The 21,649-nt window shown below is 41.6% G+C and carries 16 protein-coding genes; 10 read left to right on the top strand and 6 right to left on the bottom strand.

Annotated elements, in window-relative coordinates:
* Positions 1 to 152: 152 nt before the first annotated feature.
* Both IYN84_RS20335 and IYN84_RS20330 read left to right on the top strand, forming a co-directional pair.
* On the top strand, positions 153 to 4,094 hold the full coding sequence (locus IYN84_RS20335) for a response regulator (protein WP_196141120.1): 3,942 nt from the start codon (positions 153 to 155) through the stop codon (positions 4,092 to 4,094).
* A 6-nt stretch (positions 4,095 to 4,100) separates the two neighbouring features.
* A complete protein-coding gene (locus tag IYN84_RS20330) occupies positions 4,101 to 7,598 on the top strand; it encodes a PAS domain S-box protein (protein WP_196141119.1) in 3,498 nt (1,165 codons plus the stop codon).
* Between the two features lie 67 nt (positions 7,599 to 7,665).
* On the opposite strand, the gene IYN84_RS20325 is transcribed toward IYN84_RS20330, so the two are convergent.
* Together IYN84_RS20325 and IYN84_RS20320 are read right to left on the bottom strand one after the other, a co-directional pair.
* Complete coding sequence (locus IYN84_RS20325) at positions 7,666 to 9,354, bottom strand: sensor histidine kinase (RefSeq protein WP_196141118.1); 1,689 nt, start codon at positions 9,352 to 9,354, stop codon at positions 7,666 to 7,668.
* Entirely contained in the window at positions 9,342 to 10,139 is a 798-nt protein-coding gene (locus IYN84_RS20320) for a response regulator transcription factor (protein ID WP_196141117.1), read from the bottom strand. Before IYN84_RS20320 ends, IYN84_RS20325 begins: the two co-directional genes overlap by 13 nt.
* A gap of 188 nt (positions 10,140 to 10,327) precedes the next feature.
* Between IYN84_RS20320 and IYN84_RS20315 the strand changes: the two genes are divergently transcribed.
* Together IYN84_RS20315 and IYN84_RS20310 are read left to right on the top strand one after the other, a co-directional pair.
* The gene (locus IYN84_RS20315) at positions 10,328 to 11,782 is read left to right on the top strand and encodes a hypothetical protein (protein ID WP_196141116.1); all 1,455 of its coding nucleotides are present in this window, start codon (positions 10,328 to 10,330) and stop codon (positions 11,780 to 11,782) included.
* A gap of 15 nt (positions 11,783 to 11,797) precedes the next feature.
* Positions 11,798 to 12,463, top strand: a complete 666-nt coding sequence (locus IYN84_RS20310; protein WP_196141115.1) for a VWA domain-containing protein — start codon at positions 11,798 to 11,800, stop codon at positions 12,461 to 12,463.
* Between the two features lie 122 nt (positions 12,464 to 12,585).
* Here the strand turns inward: IYN84_RS20310 and IYN84_RS20305 are convergent, their stop codons facing one another.
* The 4 genes from IYN84_RS20305 to IYN84_RS20290 all read right to left on the bottom strand — a co-directional run bounded on the left by IYN84_RS20305 (position 12,586) and on the right by IYN84_RS20290 (position 16,363).
* Complete coding sequence (locus IYN84_RS20305) at positions 12,586 to 13,530, bottom strand: biotin-dependent carboxyltransferase family protein (protein ID WP_196141114.1); 945 nt, start codon at positions 13,528 to 13,530, stop codon at positions 12,586 to 12,588.
* On the bottom strand, positions 13,527 to 14,243 hold the full coding sequence (gene pxpB / locus IYN84_RS20300) for a 5-oxoprolinase subunit PxpB (RefSeq protein WP_371735025.1): 717 nt from the start codon (positions 14,241 to 14,243) through the stop codon (positions 13,527 to 13,529). The genes IYN84_RS20305 and pxpB overlap by 4 nt, the downstream gene beginning before the upstream one ends.
* A gap of 67 nt (positions 14,244 to 14,310) precedes the next feature.
* Positions 14,311 to 15,057, bottom strand: coding sequence for a 5-oxoprolinase subunit PxpA (gene pxpA / locus IYN84_RS20295; RefSeq protein ID WP_196141112.1), 747 nt, complete (start codon positions 15,055 to 15,057; stop codon positions 14,311 to 14,313).
* Between the two features lie 52 nt (positions 15,058 to 15,109).
* Positions 15,110 to 16,363 carry an Nramp family divalent metal transporter gene (locus tag IYN84_RS20290; protein ID WP_196141111.1) on the bottom strand — a complete coding sequence of 418 codons (1,254 nt, stop codon included), beginning with the start codon at positions 16,361 to 16,363 and terminating at the stop codon, positions 15,110 to 15,112.
* Positions 16,364 to 16,780: 417 nt separating this feature from the next.
* On the opposite strand from IYN84_RS20290, the gene petA reads away from it, so the two are divergent.
* From petA to IYN84_RS20260, 6 genes are all read left to right on the top strand, one after another.
* On the top strand, positions 16,781 to 17,365 hold the full coding sequence (gene petA, locus IYN84_RS20285; RefSeq protein ID WP_196141110.1) for a ubiquinol-cytochrome c reductase iron-sulfur subunit: 585 nt from the start codon (positions 16,781 to 16,783) through the stop codon (positions 17,363 to 17,365).
* An 8-nt stretch (positions 17,366 to 17,373) separates the two neighbouring features.
* Complete coding sequence (locus IYN84_RS20280; protein WP_196141178.1) at positions 17,374 to 18,585, top strand: cytochrome bc complex cytochrome b subunit; 1,212 nt, start codon at positions 17,374 to 17,376, stop codon at positions 18,583 to 18,585.
* Positions 18,585 to 19,463: a cytochrome c1 gene (locus tag IYN84_RS20275; RefSeq protein ID WP_196141109.1), complete on the top strand. Its 879-nt coding sequence runs from the start codon at positions 18,585 to 18,587 to the stop codon at positions 19,461 to 19,463. The genes IYN84_RS20280 and IYN84_RS20275 overlap by 1 nt, the downstream gene beginning before the upstream one ends.
* A gap of 109 nt (positions 19,464 to 19,572) precedes the next feature.
* Positions 19,573 to 20,202, top strand: coding sequence for a stringent starvation protein SspA (sspA, locus tag IYN84_RS20270; RefSeq protein WP_196141108.1), 630 nt, complete (start codon positions 19,573 to 19,575; stop codon positions 20,200 to 20,202).
* 75 nt (positions 20,203 to 20,277) lie between these two features.
* Positions 20,278 to 20,805 (top strand): ClpXP protease specificity-enhancing factor, encoded by a 528-nt coding sequence (locus IYN84_RS20265; protein WP_196141107.1) that lies wholly within the window; start codon positions 20,278 to 20,280, stop codon positions 20,803 to 20,805.
* A 295-nt stretch (positions 20,806 to 21,100) separates the two neighbouring features.
* Positions 21,101 to 21,649: hypothetical protein (locus tag IYN84_RS20260; protein ID WP_196141106.1), on the top strand; the 549-nt coding region annotated here is incomplete at its 3' end.

The following is a 21,649-nucleotide window of genomic DNA, read 5'->3' as shown; positions in this document are numbered from 1 at the left end:
GAGATTGTCTGGCTTGTTGATTTTTATAAAGAGGTTGATTGTGATGATAACAGAGAAAACAAAGAGAAAAAATAAATAGTTCAGGTCTGATGGGGGATGATGCATCAGAGCCTTGTGACATTCTGGACAGGAAAATTATGGGATCTTAGACTGTGAAAAGCGATAAATCACCAGCTGTCAGCCTTAGCAAAATTGACAAAGCTTACGTTAGTAAGCTTCAAGCCAGGTTTGTCGAAATTTATGGTCTTTGTCAAAAGCTCAAGAAAGAAACCAATTCGCCCGAGCTACAAATTGATTTGCGGCTGCTGGTGCACAACCTGAAAGGTTTAGCCGGGGTGTATGAGCATTCATCCGTTTATAATAGTGCGGGACAGCTAGAACTACTGCTACTCAATGAAAAGTTGCATGAACTGTCTGCCAACGAAACAGAATGGCAGACCATTGATTCATTACTTAGTACTATTCAAAACCAGCTAACTTCACCACCTAAAATCCGTCCGTTCGGCTCATTTCAAACCGCTGGGAGCAATGTTCTAAAAGACAGTCCTTTGGTCTTTATTGTCGAAGATGATGAAGAGCAATCCAGAGTGCTAGAAAATCTGGTTGTTCAATCAGGTTTTCGAGCCAAGTGTTTTTTTTCGACAGAACAGTTCAAAAAAGGGTTACTTAAAGAAAATTCTGAGTTACCCAATGTCGTACTAATGGATTTAAATCTGGAAGGAAATCACTATGCCGGTATAGAGGCAATTCAGAATCTTACCGATCAGCAAAGGCATACAATTCCCATAATTGTTGTTTCCGTAGAACAATCACAAGAAGCACGTTTAGCGGCATTTAAAGCTGGCGCGAGTCGATATATTTGTAAGCCATTTGACCCCGATACCTTGATAGAAGGGATCTCAATGCTTGCACAGAAAAGGCCGCAAAAACCAATAAAAGTATTGATGGTTGATGACGACAAGTTTGTATTAGAGATACAGAGTCTTAATCTCGCCCAGGTGGGGATAGAAGTAGAAGAACTTTCTGACCCAACAAAAGCATTGGATTTGCTCGAATCTTTTCGGCCGGATGTTATTGTGCTTGATGTCTATATGCCAAAAATAATGGGACCTGAACTTGCATCGATGATACGGCTTAAGTCTGAATATCTGGATATTCCGATCATTTTTCTCTCCTCCGAGGAAGATCCGATACAACAGATTAATGCTTTGAGATTAGGAGGTGATGATTTTCTGGTGAAACCGGTTGATGGCAAGCATCTTGTTTCGATGGTTACGGTTAGAGCCTTCAGGTACAGAGAAATAAAAGCGACCAAACAACGGCTTGAAAAGAATCTCTACGAATTGGAAAGAATTCAATATTCACTGGACGAACACGCCATAGTCAGTACGACTGATAGACGAGGAAACATCATTGCCGTTAATGAAAGATTCTGTAATATTAGCGGTTATTCAAAAGAAGAGTTAATTGGACAAAATCATCGAATTCTCAAGTCCGGAGTTCATTCGTCAGACTTTTATCAAAGTTTGTGGAGTTGTATATCATCTGGTAAAACCTGGCATGGTGAAATTTGTAATCGTCGTAAGGATGGCAGTCTCTACTGGGTTAGCTCAACGATTACACCGTTTCTTGATAATGAAGGAAAACCGTACCGATATACCTCAATTCGAACGAACATTACTGAGACTAAGCAACATCAATTCGCACTACAGGCGCTCGTAGAAAATATGGTCGCCGTTACCGACAAAAACTTCTTTCAACGAATGATGGAAGGACTGGCGAAAACCTGTCAAGTTGACTCCTGTTTCTTCGCCATTCCAACCGAGAAAACACATTTCAAAATGCTCGCCTATTGGGATAATAGCAACCTTGTTAAAAGTTATAAATTTGACGCAAAAGGAACTCCCATAGAGTACTTGCTTGAACAAAAGACTTATCTTTGTTCGAGTGGTATGAGTGAAAGTTTTTCCGATATACAGTGGGCCAACACGAATGATATTGAAAGTTTTATCGGCGTTAGGTTGATAAACCGAAAAGGTGAAAGTATTGGTGTGATAGGAATTATGGATAAGAAGGTCATTCATGATCCCCGCAACAAACTCGCAATTCTGAAAATATTTGCTTCTCGCATCGAAAATGAAATTGAAAGACGTAGTTCTGAACAGGTACTTCAAAGATTTAGAGAAACGCTTGATCAAACTCTCGATGCCGTATTTATTGCTGACGCCAAAAATCTCAGCTTTACCTATGTTAATCAAGGCGCATTAAAACTTCTCGGCTATACTCGCGAAGAGATATTTTCGATCCTTCCGGATGAAATTCTGGTAAATGTCAGCAAAGAGCAAATGGTTAACCTGGCCAACTCGATGAGACTTGGCGAGCTGTCCACATTCAGGAAGGAAGCTATAGTAAAAGCCAAAGATGGTCGAAAAACACCGGTAGAGATCTTTCTGCAGTATATCGGTTCACATGGAGCTGAGTCGAACCTCGTTGCAATAGTGCGGGATATTAGTGAAAGAAAAAATGCTGAGGAAATCCTCAAAGAAAGTGAGTCGAGGTTGGACTTTTTAATTTCCGAAACTCCGGTGACACTGTTTACCTGCGATAAGAATCCTCCCTTAAAAATGACCTGGATTAGTTCAAACATTAAGAAACAGTTAGGATACTCACCAAAAATATTTATCGAAAGTCAGGATTTCTGGTTAGATAGAATTCATCCAGACGATCGAAAAAAATTGGAGGATGATTACTCAAAGTTGATGCAAGCAGGGACCTATCAGCGAGAGTACCGCATATTAGATGCTTCAGGACAATATAGCTGGGTTATGGATAAGCTGGTACTGATAAAGAATGAATTAGGCGAACCTCAGGAAATATTAGGCTATTCAATAAATATTGATGAGCGTAAAAGAGCTGAAGAGGAAATGCTGATTTCTTTGGAAGAAGCGAGAAAAGCGAATCAGGCCAAGTCGGATTTTCTATCCAATATGAGTCATGAGCTGAGGACACCCATGAATGCGATTATTGGGTTTAATCAGCTAATTCTTAATAGTAAATCAATTAATGCAGACGAAAAAGAGTGCGCACAAGAAGTAGAAAAAGCTGGAAAGCATTTACTATCGCTGATTAACGATGTGTTAGACCTGGCAAAAGTTGAATCGGGAAAAATTGACCTGACTTTGGAGCCTGTGAGTGTGCGGAAAACGGTTGAAGATTGTATGAAACTGGTATCACCTCTTGCTCAAGGTAAAAATATAGAAATCCGGTATGACTCTATTGGCTCAGGAACAGTCTGGTCTGATAGAGTAAGGCTACGTCAGGTTTTACTCAACTTGTTGTCCAACGCGATTAAATACAACAAGAAAAATGGTTCGGTCGAACTAAAACTTGATAAGAAAGAAAATGGAGAAACAAAAATATTGATTATCGATACAGGACTAGGGATTGCAAAAAATAGAATCGGAGAACTTTTTCAGCCATTTAATCGATTAGAAGCCGAAAATAGCAGTATTGAAGGTACAGGCATTGGACTTGCCCTTGTCAGGAGTATTGTTGAGCAAATGGGAGGGTCAGTAGGCGTTGAGTCGGAAGCTGGTGTAGGAAGCACATTCTGGATTACTTTGCCCGAAGGGAGTTTGTCCAGAAATGCTAGCCGCCGCTCGAATTTAAGCTACCAGAATATTAGAGAAAAAACTACTGCTACTTCTTCCATGTCACATGGTCATAAACAACACAAGGTTCTGTATATCGAAGATAACCCTGCTAACTTAAAATTGGTTGAAAAAATAATTCAAGCAAATAATGATATTAACTTACTTTCTTCCCCTTCCCCGGAGCTAGGCATAGAAATCGCCATTTCTTATCATCCAGATCTTATTTTACTGGATATTAATTTACCTGGAATGGACGGATATCAGGTACTAGATGAACTAAAGAATAATGAGTTAACTAGCAATATTCCTGTAATTGCCATCACTGCTAATGCAATGCAACACGATATTGAGCGAGGAAAAAAAGCTGGATTTGTTGATTATCTAATAAAACCAATTGATGTAAAGCAATTTAAACAAAAATTAAGTCAGTTTTTTGGATAGAGAAGAATGACTAAAAATAAGGGAGATTCGATTACTGGCTTGGCTTACCGTTTTATCATCTTAGCATGTTTTTTACCGCCTTTTGTCGGTGGTTCGCTTATGGCATTAGCTGGCTTTTATCCAATGCCAGAGTTTTATCTGATTTTTATCGATATTGGCGGAATATATGTATTGGTATTGCTGTTTTCTGGATTGTTAATGGCCAAGAAGTTTGCGAGATGGTTTGAAAGCATTCTCGGTGCGGATAGATTCCAGGCTGAACAAAAAGTTCAAACAGTTTTAGCTCATTTGCCCTGGTTTACCTTTTCAGCAATTGCGCTGTATTCTATGGGAGGGATTTATCTTGCAGACATTACTCTTCAAAGACTAGGCTACGCAGAATACTCTCTAGATGACAAGCTGGTTCATCAGCTGGGTATCGTTCCTGTCGTACTTATTTCGTCATTTCCATTGTTTTTTTATTTTGTTGATCGATTGGGAAAATATGTTATCCCTCATGACGTGTGTGTCAACGCTGTGCCCATAAAAAATAAGGTGATGATGTTGGGGATAGTTACTCCTTTATTGGTTGACTGCTTTCTCCTTGGATATTTTTATAATAAAACAGGTTACTTCGGCATAGAAACCGTGATTATCTGGTTAACTTTACTATTGTTAGCCGTCGGAGGTACCGGACTGGCCTGGAATAGTTTTCAGCAAGGTATTATTCCATTAAAAAATCTTACCCAAGTAAACAGTCAAATTGGTTCTCCCCCAGTGAGGATAAAACCTCGTACATTAGATGAGTTTGGGGTTTTGGCAAAGAAATTTGACGAGTTAACTACTCAACTTACTGAAGAAAGAGACTTTGCCAAAAGTATTGTTGAAACCGCTCCGATGATTATTATTGAACTGGATGAGAAGGGCGTTATTCAAAAAACTAATTCATGGTTTACTCAGTTATTAGGATTTACTGAGGAAGACGCTATTGGGCAGGAGTGGGGCTTTTTATTTGCTTCACTTGAAACCAAAAGCAAGGCTCGAGAGGCTTTTGAAAAGGCTTGCTCTCAACAGCATATGAACTCTTTGGTAATTCCAGTGGTTAATAAAGAGAAGCACCTGGTTCCGATAGCCTGGTATTCCGAAATGCTCGAAGATACGGGAGCTGGACATACCTCTCTGATATGTATTGGTCAGAATATTTCTGAGCAAACAAAAGCATGGACAGCATTACGTGAAAGCGAAAAAAATATTCGCAACATTCTTGAGGCTGCGGTAGACAGTATTATTTTGATCGATGACAGTGGAATCATTCAGGACGTCAATCCCGCAACTTTAGAACTTTTTCAATATACAAAAGATGAACTGTTAGGAAAAAAAATTTCAATTTTAATGCCTGAACCATACCACAGTGACCATGCTCAATATATTAAAGACTATCTAAACACCGGAAAAAAGAAGATGATAGGTTTGGGAAGAGAAGTTAATGCCATAAAAAAAGATCAAACCGTTTTTCCAATAGAGTTAACTGTTAGTGAAACCAGGCGAGATTCCCGTTCGTTTTTTACCGGTGTGGTCAGGGATATTTCTGAGCGCAAGCAAAAAGATGAGACATTGCAGGCGAGCAAAGAAAGATTAAATCGTGCTCAGGATATCGCCAGGATCGGTAGCTGGGAGTTAGACCTAAAAACTAACCAATTGTTTTGGACAGACCAGATATTTAAACTATTTGAAATTGATCAAAGTAAGTTTCCTGCAACTTATGAAGCGTTTATTGAGGCTATTCATCAAGAAGATCGGGATAGGGTTAACGAGGCTTATTCTATATCGCTTGAAACAAAGGAGCCCTATCGAATTACTCATCGACTATTAATGAAGGACGGAAGAGTTAAATGGGTGGAAGAAAGATGTAATACCGAATTTGACGAAAATGACGAACCGCTCGTATCAAGAGGAACTGTACAGGATGTTACAGATTTATACCTGGCTCAAAAAGCTGTTAAGAATAGCGAAGCTCGCTATAGAAGAGCTGAAAAAGGAACCAATGATGGCCTTTGGGAGTGGAATATAAAAACCGGTCATGACTATTTTTCGCCTCGCTGGTTTGAGATTTTAGGATACAAACCACAAGAACTTCCCTATCATGTCGATACTTTCTCATCCCTTGTTCATCCCGCGGACATGGAACGAGTAAAGTCAGCACTGGAAATGCACTTTAGTGAAGATATTCCCTATGATGTAGAGATGCGTTTGAAACAAAAAAATGGTGAGTATCGCTGGATACAGTCCAGGGGGCAGGTTCAGTTTGATAGTGAAGGTAAACCAGAAATCATGACTGGTTTTATTACCGATATTGAACGTAGAAAAAAAGCTGAGGAGGGAGTGACCAGGCTGGCATCTATTGTTCATAATTCCTCCGACTTTATCGGTATCGCTGATATTCAGGGAAATGCACTTTTCCTGAATAGTTCGGGAAGGCAGCTGGTTGGAATTGAAAGTGATCAGGAGTTTAATAGTAAAACGGTTATTGATTTTTTTGCAGATGAAGATAAGCCGCAGGTTAACAATGAGATTATTCCCACGGTGTTAAGTCAGGGGCGATGGTCTGGTGAGTTCTATTTTCAGCACTTTAAGAACAAAAACAGAATCTTGATGTGGTTCGACATATTTCGAGTCGATGATGATAAAGGAAGGCCTATCGCCATGGCAACCGTTTCACAGGAGCTCACACAGAGAAAGGCGTCACAACTGGAGCTGGAAAACTACCGAGATCATTTGGAAGAGTTGGTGGAGCAGCGAACGGCCGAGTTGAAAAACGCTCAGGAGAATGCGGAGAAGGCGAGCGCAGCAAAAACAGAATTTCTATCCAGAATGAGTCATGAGTTACGCACGCCATTAAATGCTATTTTAGGTTTTGGACAGTTACTACAACAAAGCGAGGCCTCGCCGCTAGATGGTGATCAGCTAGATAGTTTAGAAGAAATAATGCGGGCGGGACGTCATCTATTAGGGTTGGTCAATGAAGTACTTGATCTTAGCAGGATAGAGAGTGGAAGGCTCGATATTCGATTAGACGAAGTTTCTTTGAGAGACATAGTGGAAGATTGTATTAAACAATGTGAGCCAATGGCAAAGGAAAGAGAGAATATAATAGTTTATGAAAGAGACGAACATCACTACATGGTAATGGGCGATCCTTTCCGTTTAAGACAAGTGGTAATGAATATACTCAGTAACGCTATCAAGTATAACCGTCAACAAGGAACAGTTAATATCTTTTTTGAAAAGCAACCGGAGAGCCTGGTGAAACTTTCTATTCAAGATGAAGGCGGCGGAATCCCATCCGAGTATCATGAAGCAATATTTAAACCCTTCGAGCGTCTGGTTAACCTTGACTCAGGAATAGAAGGAACCGGCGTGGGGCTCGCCATATCCAAAAAGCTTATCGAAGCAATGAACGGTGTAATAGGCGTTGACAGTCAGGAGGGGGAAGGAAGTACCTTCTGGATCCAGTTATCCAGCTAAGGTACTCAAAAGTTTAGCAAAGAATATTCTATTTGCCAGATAACCCGAATATATCAGGGATATCTGATTATTCCTCCAACAATGAGCTTGCCGAAGGCAGGCTAAATTTAAACTGAACCCCTGTGGTATCTAACGCCTTTAATATAAGCGAGCTGGACTTTTTTGAGGATCTGAAATTGAATTGCCAGACAGGCAGTTTTTCTTCATTGTAGATATAGTCTTCCATTGCCAGGTTTTCCATTGTCAGGTCTTCCGTAGCTAAGTCGAATTGCTCTGATGAAGTATCTGCAAGACAAAATATGAGTGTTTTTACAGGAATAACAGAGTTGAGCTGGACTTTATCAGTAAATTTTTCTTCAGCCAGACGACATTGCGGACGCCCATTATCTGCAATGGATTCTATTTCGTGACAAAGCTCTTCTCCATTAGTTAATACTAATTTTACTATAAGCTTCGAAGCGTTCGTCGCTATATTCTCAACCTTAATTTCTCCCTGATAACCGTCAATGATTTGTCTGCCAAAAAAAAGTCCGAGGCCTTTTCCATTGTGTTTATGATTACGACGGGTTGAGTAACCCAGAGTAAAAATATTCTCCATTTCGTTAATGCCGATATGTGGTCCTCTGTTGTAAACAGAGAAAGTAATGTTTTTTGATGTCTCATTGAATAGTCTTATTACAACTTTATCAGCAGACTGTTTGTAAGGTGTTTTTCTACTAAAAAAAAGCGCATTTTTAATAAGATTCTCCAATAACAGAATAATATGGTTATAATTGCCAAGGAGTTCGTCAGTAGCTTCTGCGTAAACAGAGAATTGTTCATTGCAAAATTCGATCGGCTCCTCAAATACCCTGTGATTGATTCTTGATAAGGCAATCATATTCCTAATTTCTTGTTCATTTGACAATAATGATAAAGTCAATAGAAGAGAGAGTTGTGGGTAGAATGTTGGCGAAACCGGAATGCTTTGTGTTATGTCCATACTTTTTTCAGCATCCAGCTGAAGTTGAAAATAATGTTCTTCGCACTCTATTAACTGGTTGCCAATATGAATTGCCATATTATCTGCCGTAGATAGATCAAGTAGTGCCCATAGATATTCCATCGCGTCCTGCGCGTCCTGGTATTGCGCCATTGCATTTAAAGTTTGACTGGATAATTGCTCATTGTCGTCATTCTCTTGCTTGTTCTGTTCATAGATCGAAAGGAAACCTTGTTGTTCTATCGCTTTTTTCAAGGCACTCATAACTTTATCAAAGCTGATAACGCCATTGTGCCTGACCTCGCTCGCGATCCCTTTAAAATGAACAAATTTTTCATCAAACTCCATAAACTCCAGAAGTTTGTCACTGATAAAGCCTTTCAGCTTATCGGTCTGACCAGAGTAGGTATTCGCTCTTGCCTGTTGTTTCGCTTTTTGTTTCCAGGCAAGTTCCAGTTGTTCGTCAAGACTGATAAGTCGTGCTTTTATTTTTTTTTGACTTTTTTTCAAAAGATAAAAATCAAATAAATAGATGGTAAAAAAAACAACCAGGAGCGGCGTTCTAATCTGTGGCGAAAGAAAAGTTTTAACAAATTCGTAATTCTGCAAAACCTGGGGCGTACTGGTAGCGAAAAGGTATAAGATTAAAATGACGCTTGTGATTAAACTTAGCCAGGGCGTATGAAAGAAAGGCCTTTTGACAGTCTTTAACGGTTGAAAACTTGAAGATGCCATTGATGCTTTTACCTTCTCAGGCTCGATTATTTCATCCATTGATAAGCTCCTTCGTCACCAAAAGTGACTATTCCCTTTCCTTTTTTAGCCTGGTCAATAAAGCTGTCTATCTGTTTTCGCTGACAGGCTTGTTCAAACGAGTGACGTAGCGTTTTTATGTGTTGTCGATAGTTGGCGTAACTGAAACTTTCTACACCGAGCTTATCGGCTATTTGGTCTGTTGTTAATGGACTGGGAGATGCTTCAACCAGCAATTTAAGTATTTTTCGCGGCATCGGCGCAAGTGGTCTTTGAGCATTGCTGGGATTCATCAGCCGTTCACCATGCCAGTAGACGTTCCAGGTGGTCAGGTCGATAGTTAGTTGACCGCTCACTATTCTGTCGCAGGTAGAAGATAAACTGGTTGACTGCATCTGTTTATGACGTAGTAAGGCCTTTATTCGCCAGGTAAGGACTTGCTCAACATTCCTTTGATGTTTGGCGATAAAGTCTTGCGCACTGGATTCTTCAAAGGCCTTTTGCTCGATTCCGGTACCGCTATGCTCAGACAGATAGATGATAGGTACTGAGGGCCATTTTTGAGTGATCAACTTTGATATGGTAAGCCCTGCATCATCATTTCCGTTTAAATTCGCATCGAGAATGGCAATATCCGGTTCGTCTGTCGCGTGGTTTATCGCGCGACAGGCTGATTCCTGAAATTTATGAATCTCAACCTTGTTTATAGGTGTCAGTGAAGAATCTCCAAAGTCAGATGACTCCAGTATTGGCTTGAACTTGTCAATCCAGTGAAATTGATCTTCAACCCAGAAAATTCTCGCCAAAACTCGCTCCTCATATTAGTTAATTTTATCTTATCAATAGCTTGGGTCGGATGCATCGACTTAGTTCAAATATTTTATCGCACAGAAGGCCGTATTTTTCTCACAGATTTTTCACTGGAGGGGGGGATAATCCAGGCTCAATCAAATTGCAGGTTCATTCAACCAGCATTCAAATTAGGAGAGTAGCAATGGCTAATGAATTACTACAGGTTTGGTCCGATAGCCCGGCGACTTCGCTGGTTATCTGGGCTGTTATCGCGATTATTATTTTGTATCTGGGTCGTAAACAGGCTCATCAGCTTTTCTGGACAAGTGGATACTCCATTTATTCTACGCTGAGAGTTTGGGCATTTGGTGTGTCCAAACTGGAGAAACGTTTAACTCAAAGAAATCATGAGGTCCTGCTAGCTAATGGCGAAAAAGCGGCGGAAAAAGCCATAGAGAGAGAGTTTACCCGCATCAATAATATCGTAAAGCGAGATCTGTCCGGGTATCCGTCGCTTCACCGGCAAATTTCAGAGTCGATAGAAAATATTGAATCGGACTATCAGAAGTCGACCCAGGTGGCCCCACTTCCACCGGCATGGGGTAATGTTGTGGAAACGATTGCCAGTTTGCCAAGTAGTGGCGATCCAACAGTCGTTAAAATACTAACTAATATCAAGAAAGCAGTGGATGAATCCCATGCGCAAACTCTGAAAGCTTTTAAAAAATCGGCAGCAGAAAGCCACCGCTTGCTCTCCGCAATGCAGCCCCATTGGCGAAATATTGACAGCAAGTTGAACCAGGTTGATGAAAAGATCAATGGTCTCGATCAGTGTTCGAAAAACATCGATCAGCAGATCGCCGACTATGCTGAAATACTGCATAAAAAAGACTCTGCATTAAGTGCTCTAGGTTCATCAGCTTTGACCCAGTTTTTTATTTCCGGGCTGGTGTTGATTATTGCCGTGCTGGGCGGCTTAATCAATTTTCAATTAATCGCTATGCCTATGTCTGAAATGGTTGGTGGCTCAAGCTATATTGGTAGCATGAAAACTTCAGACATTGCTGCTTTGGTGATTATTCTGATTGAAATCGCCATGGGACTGTTTTTATTCGAGTCGCTCAGAATTACTGGTTTATTTCCCATCATCGGAACAATGGAAGATCGAATGCGCCGTCGGATGATGGTTGTGACCTTTATTCTTTTGACAATCCTGGCAACGATTGAAGCATCCCTGGCTTATATGCGTGATCTGTTAGCGCTTGATCGGGAAGCGCTGCAACAATCTCTTGTTAACGTCGGTGCAGCGGGAGGGATTGTCGAAGCACAGTTCCGCTGGATACCTTCAATAGGACAGATGATTATGGGATTTATTTTGCCTTTTGCACTCGCGTTTATTGCAATTCCTCTGGAGAGTTTTATTCATTCTCTCAGGGTTGTTTTAGGGTTAGTTGCCATCGGATTGTTAAGAACTCTACGATTAGTCTTGAGAATGGTCGGAGGCTTTTTTAAACACCTCAGCAAGATGATGATTTATCTTTTTGATATTTTTATTATGTTGCCTTTGAGTATCGAACAGCTGGTAAAGTCCAGGCAAAGCGATAAAAGCAAATCCGAACAACAGAAAGAAAATGTATCGGTGCAGAAGTTGGGCTAGATGGAGGAGCGTAAAATGAAACAACTGATAAAATGTGTGATAGCTATCAGCTTTGTGCTTGGAGTACTGCTACTCTCTGCTTGCGGTGAAGGCAAGCGAGAAAACAGGGCTGTTTACTTGTTGCTCGATACATCCGGAACTTACACAGAAGAGCTGCAAAAAGCACAGGTAATAATCAATTATTTACTGGCGACTCTCGATAGTGGTGATTCGATAGCGGTTGCTCGAATTGATAGTGGAAGTTTTAGCGAAAAAGATATTATTGCCAAAGCTACCTTCGATCTAAGGCCTAGTACCGCTAATGATCAAAAGCGACTGTTTAAGCAACAAATTGATAACTTTGTTGCGCAGGTAAAATTCGGTAGCCGCAATACAGATATTACTGGCGGGGTTGTTCAAGCATCAGACTTTGTTAATGAGACTCAGGCCGGAGAGAAATATGTATTTATCTTTTCCGATCTGGAAGAGGATCTACCCAAAGGGCATATTCGAAATTTTCCAATTGATGTCCACGGGATCAATGTTGTTGCTTTAAACGTTACCAAATTGCGTAGTGATAATGTTGACCCTCGAGACTATAAACATCGATTACTGGCCTGGCAGCAGCGAGTCGAAAAAGGGGGAGGAATATGGCGAGTGCTTAATGACCTGGAGCGTCTGGACAGGCTGATTAGCTACTAGTGAAGATCTGCTTTGTAGAAGGTAGAAGGAAGGAAATAAATGAATTTATGAAGTCCTTCTACCTGCTATCATGATTACACACAGGTTTAAGTTGAGTCTTAGTGAACAAGTCAAATAGTCGTTTAATGTGCTGTGAGTTTGCCTGCTAAAAGCCGATTATAATAAGCCTGTTTCTGTCGTAGAAAATTGACTGCTTTTTCAAGAGTAACTATTTGAAATCTTACTCTGTCATTTGCTCTTAATTGACCCAGCAGCGGAAGGTCGGCACTAATAATATTGGCTATTCTGGGATAACCGCCGATAGTTTGTCCATCCACTGACGAAATAATAGGCAAGCCTGACGAGGGTAACTGAATGGAGCCCTGAGTAAGGCCGCCGGATATTATTTCGCCAATTGCCTGGTAGTCGATAGGCTCGCCAATTAGCCTGACTCCCATTCGATTTGAATCCGCTGAAACCTGATAGGCCGATTGTTGAAACTTTTGCAGTACAGATGTTTCAAATTTTTCGGTTTCCACCGCAGGGCAGCAGCGAAACAGGTATTTTCCCAGATAGTTTGCAACCAGACTACGCGGTAGGCGACGAGTTTTCGTCTGACGAATCTTCTTCAGTGCAAGTTCTTCATTGGCTTGAAATGCTCTGCCCTTAAAACCACCGAAACCGGCTGAGAGCTGGGTTGAAAAACTGTCGAAACATTTTTCAACATCGGGCTCGGCGGAAAAAGCCAGATAAGCACGTGAACCGCTTTCTCTGTGACCGAAAGTCAAAATATCTCCTTTTTCAACTTCAATGCTCTCGCCATTTTCAATTGGGAATTCATTCAGGGACAGAACAAACTCTGCGCCACATACGGCAATCGTCATCGGTGACAAAAACTCAATTACCGGGCCTATTAAGGTGATCTCCAGTACCGCGGCGTTAGCAGGGTTGCCAACCAGCCAGTTTGCCAGACTAGCTGAATCACTATCCATTACACCACCGGCGCCTATTCCATGATGCATAAAGCCTGAACGACCAGAATCCTGCAGGCTGGTTTGTAACCCTGGTTTAATAAATCGTAAACTCATAGCCGGTTTTTCTCACTAATATCGACACCTGAAAACTCGTTTTCTGACCGGGCGATTCTTTGGAATTCAGCTTCGTCAATTGGAACAAATTGAATATGATCCATAGGTTTGGCGATAAAAGGTGTGTCTGATTCAGGCTTAAATATTTTGACTGGTGTTTGACCTATGATATGCCACCCTCCGGGGCTGGCAAAAGGATAAATTCCGGTTTGTCCTCCGCCGATACCAATGGCTCCCGCTTCCACTTGAAGCGCAGGGATCGCTTTACGGGCTGTATGTAAACTTTCATCCAAACCGCTGAGATATAAAAAGCCGGGAAGAAAGCCAAGCATATTGACCAGGTAGGTTGGCTTTGTATGACGCTCAATAACCTGTTCGCAGGTCAGATTATTTGTTTCTGCGACAAAGGCTAGGTCCGACGCGAAATCTCCCTGATAACAAACTGGAATTTTAATGAGCGTTTCATTGGCTTCCAGCAGGTCATTAAAATACGATTGAGCGATTACTTTTTCCAGTTGTTCCTCAACTATTTTGTGCTCAAAAATCAGAGGATCAAAACAAACAGTCAAACTTCGATACGCCGGTATTATTTCATTCACACACTGAGGCTTATGGTTTTTTAAATTCTCACTTAACTGATGAATATATTGGGATAAAAGGGGACTTACGCGCGCCATGAATTCAACTGTCAGCGCACTGTCGCCATTGGCAATAATTTTATAGTCTGGCGGATTAATGGTTGATCCTTGGCTTAATGAATTTTAAGTGTGAAATACCGAGTCAATGATTAATCTTAGATCGTGATTGAATTGCCTGCAATATTCCGAGTGCTGCCGGATTGTCCCCATGAATGCACAGAGTTTGGGCTTCTATCAAGATAGAGTGCCCATCCAGCGTTTCAATTGGTTTCTTTTCTATAAGGTTGAGTGCTTGAGCGGATGCCTGTTCTGCATCTTGAATGACTGCGCCGGAAATATTTCTCGGACTCAGTTTTCCATTCGCCAAATATCGTCTGTCGATAAAGGCTTCTCCAAAAAATATCAACCCACTGTTTTTACAAAGATGAGCAAGTTGTCCCTGTGCAAGGCCCAGAATCAGAACTTGATCGTAATCACTCTGAAAAAGTTTCACCAGTCTTCTGCCCAGTTCATTCTCTGACCTTGAGTTTTCACTGTTTTCTATATCATTGTAGAGCGCACCATGCAGTTTAATATGGTCGACTTTAACTTCGCACTGCCTTGCGATCTCAAAAAAGCATTCAAGCTGTTTTTGCACTGATTCAACGGTTCTTTCTACTGATTGATCAAGAGACTTGCGACCAAAGTTAGCTTTGTCTTCATATCCGGGGTGAGCGCCAATAGACAACTTGTGTCTTTTGGCATTAAGAATGGTTTCTCTGATAATCGCTTCACTACCGGCATGTCCACCGCAGGCAATATTACAACGGGTGATATAAGGCATTAACTGATTGTCGCTCAGACAGTCAGCGAGACTTATTCCTTCTCCCATATCGCAGTTAATATCCACAAAAGCTATACCTGATAAAAATTATTTCTCAAAAAAAGAATCCCGCTCAAAGTTACAACAATCCAAAAGCTGACATTAAGCTTCGCGCACTCAGAACCAGGGTAACTGCCAAAACAATAAATCCCAGAATGTTCTGGATGGTTCCATTTCTATGCTCTTTAAGTATCGGCTGATTCATCAGCCACAGCAAGAAAATGCAGACGATGGGCAATAAAATGCCGTTGGCAACCTGTGCAAACCAGATCACGGTTACTGGTCGATATCCGGCGCTAGCAATAGTTACTCCGACCAATAGAATGACGATCCATACTATTCGGAATGGCAGAGAGTTCAGCTGGTTATTCAAATTGAGAATACCGCTTAGCGCATAGGCCGAAGCAAGTGGTGCAGTAATCGCCGAAGAGATCCCGGCAGCAAAAAGACCCAATGCCATAAACACTTTTGCCCACTCGCCAAAAAGCGGCTCAAGGGCTGGTGCGAGATCTGCCGCCGAAGAGAGTTGAATCTGTTTTCCGAAAAACGCAGCGGCAGCGGTTGACACAATGGCGATAGAAATCAGACCGCCAACAGGAATGGCAATAAACAGATCTTTTCTTGCTTTGCCCAGATCTTCCGGATGCTTCCATTCTTGACTGACACTGGCAGCATGCAGAAAAAGATTATAGGGAACTACCGTCGTTCCAATTAACGCGATAATGGTTAATGTTGCTCCCTCTGGAAAAACCGGAAGCAATAATCCCGAAAATAGCGCACCAATATCAGGACGGGTTAGCAGAAAGGTCACTAAAAAAGCAACACTCATTAAGCCAACCAGAACCATCAATGACTTTTCAACCAGTTTAAAACTGCCACGCCAAAGCAGGAAAAAGGCAATGCTACCGATAATTAGTGGCCAGAAATTAATCGATTGATTATTAATAGATTGACTTGAGATGGCTAAATCTCCCGCAAGAGCTGACAGCCCGAGACTTGCTCCCGAGATATTGCCACCCTGATAGGCTGCGTTGCCAATAATGAGCGCACTAACGACCATCAATATTGAAAGCGCTCGCAACAAAGGGTGTTTCAGATTGGCTCGAATATTTTCCCCCAGACCTTTGCCGGTTACAATTCCCAGTCTTGCGGTCATTTCCTGCAATATAATCGTTGCCAGCACTGAAAATAAAATGGCCCAAAGTAAGGCGTAACCAAAATTTGCCCCCGCCAGGCTTGCTGTAATCACCGTACCCGGACCTATAAATGCAGCGGTAACCAATATCGCTGGTCCCAGCTGAGGTAGTTTAAAGTGGAGCTTGCTTTTGTTCATATGGGCGTTTGACTAGTTGTTTTATCGGATTGTTGGTAGCCTGCTTTATATCGGTGCTAACTCAGGGCTCGCGAGCAACATTGTCATAATTTGCTCACAGAGTAAAACATGCTGGTTTTAGTTAAAAATATCCTCTTTTTAACGACAAAGCCAAATAACCTTAATTTCTTAGTACAAAAAGGGCTGGAACATAGCAGCGACTTTTCTGAATTAGAAAATAAATTATGTTATAAAACAATATGTTATAAACAAAAAATGCCATTTCCTTGTAAAAGTTATAGGTTTTCTTTATGATCTGCCCGCGAATCCTATTTCTCGGTGGTTTGATGGCCCGAAAAATGGCTGAAAATTGAATCAAACTGCCAGATAAAAACAATGTAATGAATAGAATTACCGGTCGATGGGGAGACTATCCGAATGAGTAATGATGGTGTAGATAACGGCAAGCGCCGTTTCTTAACGCTAGCAACCTCTGCTGTTGGTGCAGTAGGCGCGGTTGGCGTGGCCGTACCCTTTGTCAAGTCGTGGAACCCTAGCGCAAAAGCACAAGCTGCTGGTGCGCCTGTAGAAGTTTCTCTTGATAAATTGGAAGTGGGCCAAATGGTCAAGGTTGAGTGGCGTGGAAAACCCGTTTTTGTGGTTAAGCGTAGCGACTCAGTGATTGAGGCGCTTAAAAATACAAAACATGATTTAAAAGATCCTACTTCAGAAAAGTTTCCTGAACAGCAACCAGCTTACGTCGACAAAGATGTTCGTTCTGTCAGACCAGACGTACTGGTACTCGTTGGTATCTGTACTCATCTGGGATGTGTACCACAGCATCAGAAAGAAACCGAAGTTGATTGGGGCGGCGGTTTCTTCTGCCCATGTCACGGTTCTCGTTTTGACCTTGCTGGTCGTGTTTTCTCGGGTGTTCCGGCTTCAAAAAATCTTGAAGTACCACCTTATTCTTATACTTCCGATTCATCAATCATGATCGGTGTCGATGAGGGGGCCGCATAATGACTAAAATGGCTGCATTGATGCAATGGGTCGATGATCGTTTCCCTGCGACAAAAGTCTGGAATGAACATCTGGCCGAATATTACGCTCCAAAGAACTTCAACTTCTGGTATTTCTTTGGCTCTTTAGCGTTACTTGTACTGGTCAACCAAATTCTGACTGGTATCTGGTTAACTATGAATTATAACCCTTCAGGTGAAGGCGCTTACGCATCGGTTGAATTTATCATGCGTGACGTTGAGTGGGGATGGTTACTGCGTTACATGCACTCCACTGGCGCGTCGGCTTTCTTCGTTGTGGTTTACCTGCATATGTTCCGTGGTCTGATTTATGGTTCTTTCCGTAAACCTCGCGAGCTTGTATGGCTATTCGGTATGATCATCTTTGTTCTTCTGATGGCAGAAGCTTTCATGGGATATCTGCTTCCGTGGGGTAACATGTCATATTGGGGTGCTCAGGTAATTATTAATCTGTTCAGTGCAATTCCTGTTTATGGCGCAGATATCACTGAGTGGATCCGTGGTGACTTCATTATCTCTGGCGCTACCTTGAACCGATTCTTCGCATTGCACGTTGTTGCTTTGCCAATGGCATTATTATTGATGGTTTTCTTGCATATCGTTGCACTTCATAAGGTTGGTTCTAACAACCCTGATGGTATCGAAATCAAGAAAAACAAAGATGAAAATGGTATTCCGTTAGACGGCATTCCATTCCATCCTTACTACACAGTAAAAGATATTGTGGGTGTTGCTGGATTCTTGTTCCTGTTCTGTCTGGTTATTTTCTTTGCGCCAGAAATGGGCGGCTTCTTCCTTGAGCCACCAAACTTTACGCCAGCGGATCCATTAAAGACACCTGCACACATTGCGCCGGTTTGGTACTTCACACCTTTCTACTCGATTCTGCGTGCGGTTCCTGATCAACAGTTAGGTGTTGTTGCAATGGCTGCTTCATTAATCGTACTTTTCTTTATGCCATGGTTAGACAGAGCAAAAGTTAAGTCGGTTCGTTACAAGCACTGGAGCTTCAAACTATGGGTTGCTTTGTTCGTTGTTGCCTTTGTTATCCTGGGGTATCTGGGAATGAAGGGACCAACACCTATGCGAACTTTGGTCGCTCAGATTTGTACGGTTTATTACTTCGCCTTCTTCCTGTTGATGCCTTGGTGGAGTACTTGGGGAGAAACTAAGCCTGTTCCAGAGAGGGTGACACACTAATGAGAAAATTAATTATAGCAATCAGTGCGCTGTTTTCATTGTCTCTTTCTGCGGCGGAAGCAGGGCTCACTTTTCCAAATGATGACATGCCAAAGTTGACTGGCGACAAGCTGATTATTGCTCAACAAAATGGTGCACAAATCTATATGAACAACTGTATGGGTTGTCATGCACTGAGCTTTCAGCGTTATAAGCGTACTGCGACAGACTTGAAAATTCCTGAAGATGTAATGTTGGACAATCTGATTTTTACCGGTGGAAAAATCGGTGATTTGATGACCAACAATATGAACAAGAAGGCTGCGGCTAACTGGTTTGGTGCTGCGCCGCCGGATCTTTCGCTTATCGCTCGCTCTCGTGGAAACCACTGGTTGTATAACTATTTGCGTGGTTTCTATCAGGATGAGTCGCGTCCTTATGGGGTAAACAACGGTGTCTTTAAAGATGTTGGTATGCCACACGTGCTCGAGCTAATGCAAGGTATTCAAGCCAAAACCGAGCAGGTTAAAGGTCTTGAAAATGATATCGAGTACGCAAAAGCGGATATCGCCAATGCGCGTAAGCAAATTGAAGATGGAAACGATGTTGAAGCGGCCAGAAAAGTTCTTTCTGCAGCAGAAAAACTGGTTCACGAAAAAGAAGCTGAACTGGTGAAACTTTCTAAAGAAGGTAAGTACTTCGAGATCGTTCAAGAAGGTAACTTGAATCCAGAAGAGTTTGATCATGCGATGACTGATCTGGTTTATTTCCTGGATTACGTCGGGGAGCCTATTAAGCAGGAAAGAAAACGATTGGGCGTTTGGGTTCTGTTGTTTATTCTTGGTTTTGGTGTTTTGGCGTACTTCTTGAAGAAAGAATACTGGAAAGATATTCACTAATAAATGCGAAAGCTTTTAAGAATAGATTTCGTTTGATTTAATTATTAGTTTGTAAAGAGTAGTGAGTTTTTAGCTCGCTACTCTTTTGTGCAATTACGGAGAGCTCTCAATGGCAACAGTAGCCAAACGATCAGTAATGACTCTTTACACAGGCTCAGACGATGTATACAGCCATCAGGTTCGTATTGTTCTGGCTGAAAAAGGGGTTAACTTTGAAGCCATCGAAGTGGTTGGAAATCAGCAGCCACCTGAAGATTTAATTGACCTTAACCCATACAACACTGTACCGACTTTAGTGGACAGAGAGTTGGTATTGTTTGAGTCTCCAATCATTATGGAGTATCTGGATGAAAGATTTCCGCATCCACCTTTGATGCCGGTTTATCCTGTAGCTCGCGCACGTTCTCGTTTGATGATGCATCGAATCGAGAAAGACTGGTACAGTCTGATGAATACCATCCTGAATGGAAAAGAAAAAGAAGCTGAGAAGTCTCGTAAAGAACTAACCGAAAGCTTGCTAACACTTGCACCAGTATTCAGTGAAACACCTTACTTTTTAAGTGAAGAGTTTTCTCTGATTGATTGCTGTCTGGCTCCTCTTATGTGGCGTTTACCGGCAATGGGAATCAAGTTGACTGGTCGTGGCGCGAAGGAAGTCAGTAACTACATGCAGTTACTTTTCGAGCGTGATTCTTTCGAAGCCAGCTTAACTGACTCAGAACGCGACTTGCGTAACTAAGTCATTATTTACCCGCTTGACGGGAGTTTAATCGCTCCCGTTAAAGCACCTCTCAAATTACCTGTTCAAGAAATCATGCACGAAGACAATTTTAGTTCCAACAAACCTTATTTGTTCCGCGCAATTTATGAGTGGATTCTGGATAACGGTGCGACGCCTTATATTTTAGTTGATACCACTCAAAAAAATGTCGATGTACCGGTTGAGCACATTCAAAATGATCAAATCGTACTTAATGCGAGTCCTGGTGCGGTAAGAGACTGGTTTGCTGACAATGATGCGGTATCTTTTAGCGCAAGGTTTTCAGGCAAGTCTCGACAAATATATGTTCCAATGAATGCTATTCTTGCCATCTATGCGCAGGAAAATGGTCAGGGAATGGCGTTTCCGGTTCTGGAAACGGAAGAGGCGGATGAGTCTGAAGAAATCGTCGAAACTGATGCACTTGTAGAAGATGAGCCGAACAAGTCTCAGGGTCTTAAAGCGGTGGAGTCACCAACCAGTTCTGAAGCAAAAGATTCAAGAGCAAAAGGTAAAGCTCAGACGGACGACAAAAGTGGTGACAAAGGTCGTAGTGGTTCCCATCTGAAAGTTATCAAGTAGGTTCTTAGTCGATTTTTCTAAAATCCATAATTTGATTATTCCAAAAGACGCCGGTCAATATCCGGCGTTTTTTTATGAATCAAATAAATTGGTTTATGGAGCGAATTAATTATTTGATATGTGTAATATTTACTAAGGATATGCTTGCCTGCCTGTAGCTTTTTTAGCCCTTTTTCGCTACGATGCGCCGCCTAACGCTAACCGCACCTAGATAACCTGATACCTAATCATATCGTTGGTTTTAAATCATTATAAAAATATGTTTTTGGTTCTAGGATATTTCAAGGAATGTAAAATGATTGCCAAACAGCTTTTGAAACACTTAACCTCTAGTTTAATAATTTCTTTTTTTCTTTTGGTCACTTATGAAGTGCACGCTCAGGAACTAAATTGGATTGCACCGGTAGACGATCCAAATGTTAAAAAATGGCTAGTCAATGATGAGCAATATTCGACAGAAGTAGAAGCATATGAAGCGTGGAAAAGTAGTCAAAGCTGGATTGTTTGTCAGGAATCATTTGTCGGTTTTCTTTACGACGGTGAAGTTGCAAGATTTAGTGTTCAATATCGATTAGCCAGCAAAGGATGCCCATCTAGTGGAAATTGGCTTACCAAAGATTTTTACAGCATTAATGTTGCTGAAACTTATTGTGATAGTTCATCTCATGCCTCTGTGCTAGATGCCAACAAAGACGGAACCCCCGAAGCCTGCGGAAGACAAGAGTGTAAAATAGAACTCGCTGAAGGCAATCCTATCAGCTGCTCCAGCGGCCAAAAAATCCAGTATGATAATATCTACCAGGGCAGTGGTGCCGATGCGCTGAATTTCACTACTATCTATTCG

The organism is Aliikangiella sp. G2MR2-5, from assembly GCF_015687155.1.
GTDB lineage: Bacteria > Pseudomonadota > Gammaproteobacteria > Enterobacterales > Kangiellaceae > Aliikangiella.
Note: the sequence above shows the minus strand (reverse complement) of the source record. Positions and strands in the feature narration are given on the sequence as shown.

What these genes read in the sequence shown, in the direction of transcription:
- IYN84_RS20315 (WP_196141116.1), top strand. Translation starts at nt 10,328, where the DNA reads ATGGCTAATGAATTACTACAGGTTTGGTCCGATAGCCCGGCGACTTCG.
- IYN84_RS20275 (WP_196141109.1), top strand. Translation starts at nt 18,585, where the DNA reads ATGAGAAAATTAATTATAGCAATCAGTGCGCTGTTTTCATTGTCTCTT.
- IYN84_RS20310 (WP_196141115.1), top strand. Translation starts at nt 11,798, where the DNA reads ATGAAACAACTGATAAAATGTGTGATAGCTATCAGCTTTGTGCTTGGA.
- sspA (WP_196141108.1), top strand. Translation starts at nt 19,573, where the DNA reads ATGGCAACAGTAGCCAAACGATCAGTAATGACTCTTTACACAGGCTCA.
- IYN84_RS20290 (WP_196141111.1), bottom strand. Translation starts at nt 16,363, where the DNA reads ATGAACAAAAGCAAGCTCCACTTTAAACTACCTCAGCTGGGACCAGCG.
- IYN84_RS20280 (WP_196141178.1), top strand. Translation starts at nt 17,374, where the DNA reads ATGGCTGCATTGATGCAATGGGTCGATGATCGTTTCCCTGCGACAAAA.
- petA (WP_196141110.1), top strand. Translation starts at nt 16,781, where the DNA reads ATGAGTAATGATGGTGTAGATAACGGCAAGCGCCGTTTCTTAACGCTA.
- IYN84_RS20330 (WP_196141119.1), top strand. Translation starts at nt 4,101, where the DNA reads ATGACTAAAAATAAGGGAGATTCGATTACTGGCTTGGCTTACCGTTTT.
- IYN84_RS20325 (WP_196141118.1), bottom strand. Translation starts at nt 9,354, where the DNA reads ATGGATGAAATAATCGAGCCTGAGAAGGTAAAAGCATCAATGGCATCT.
- IYN84_RS20305 (WP_196141114.1), bottom strand. Translation starts at nt 13,530, where the DNA reads ATGAGTTTACGATTTATTAAACCAGGGTTACAAACCAGCCTGCAGGAT.
- IYN84_RS20265 (WP_196141107.1), top strand. Translation starts at nt 20,278, where the DNA reads ATGCACGAAGACAATTTTAGTTCCAACAAACCTTATTTGTTCCGCGCA.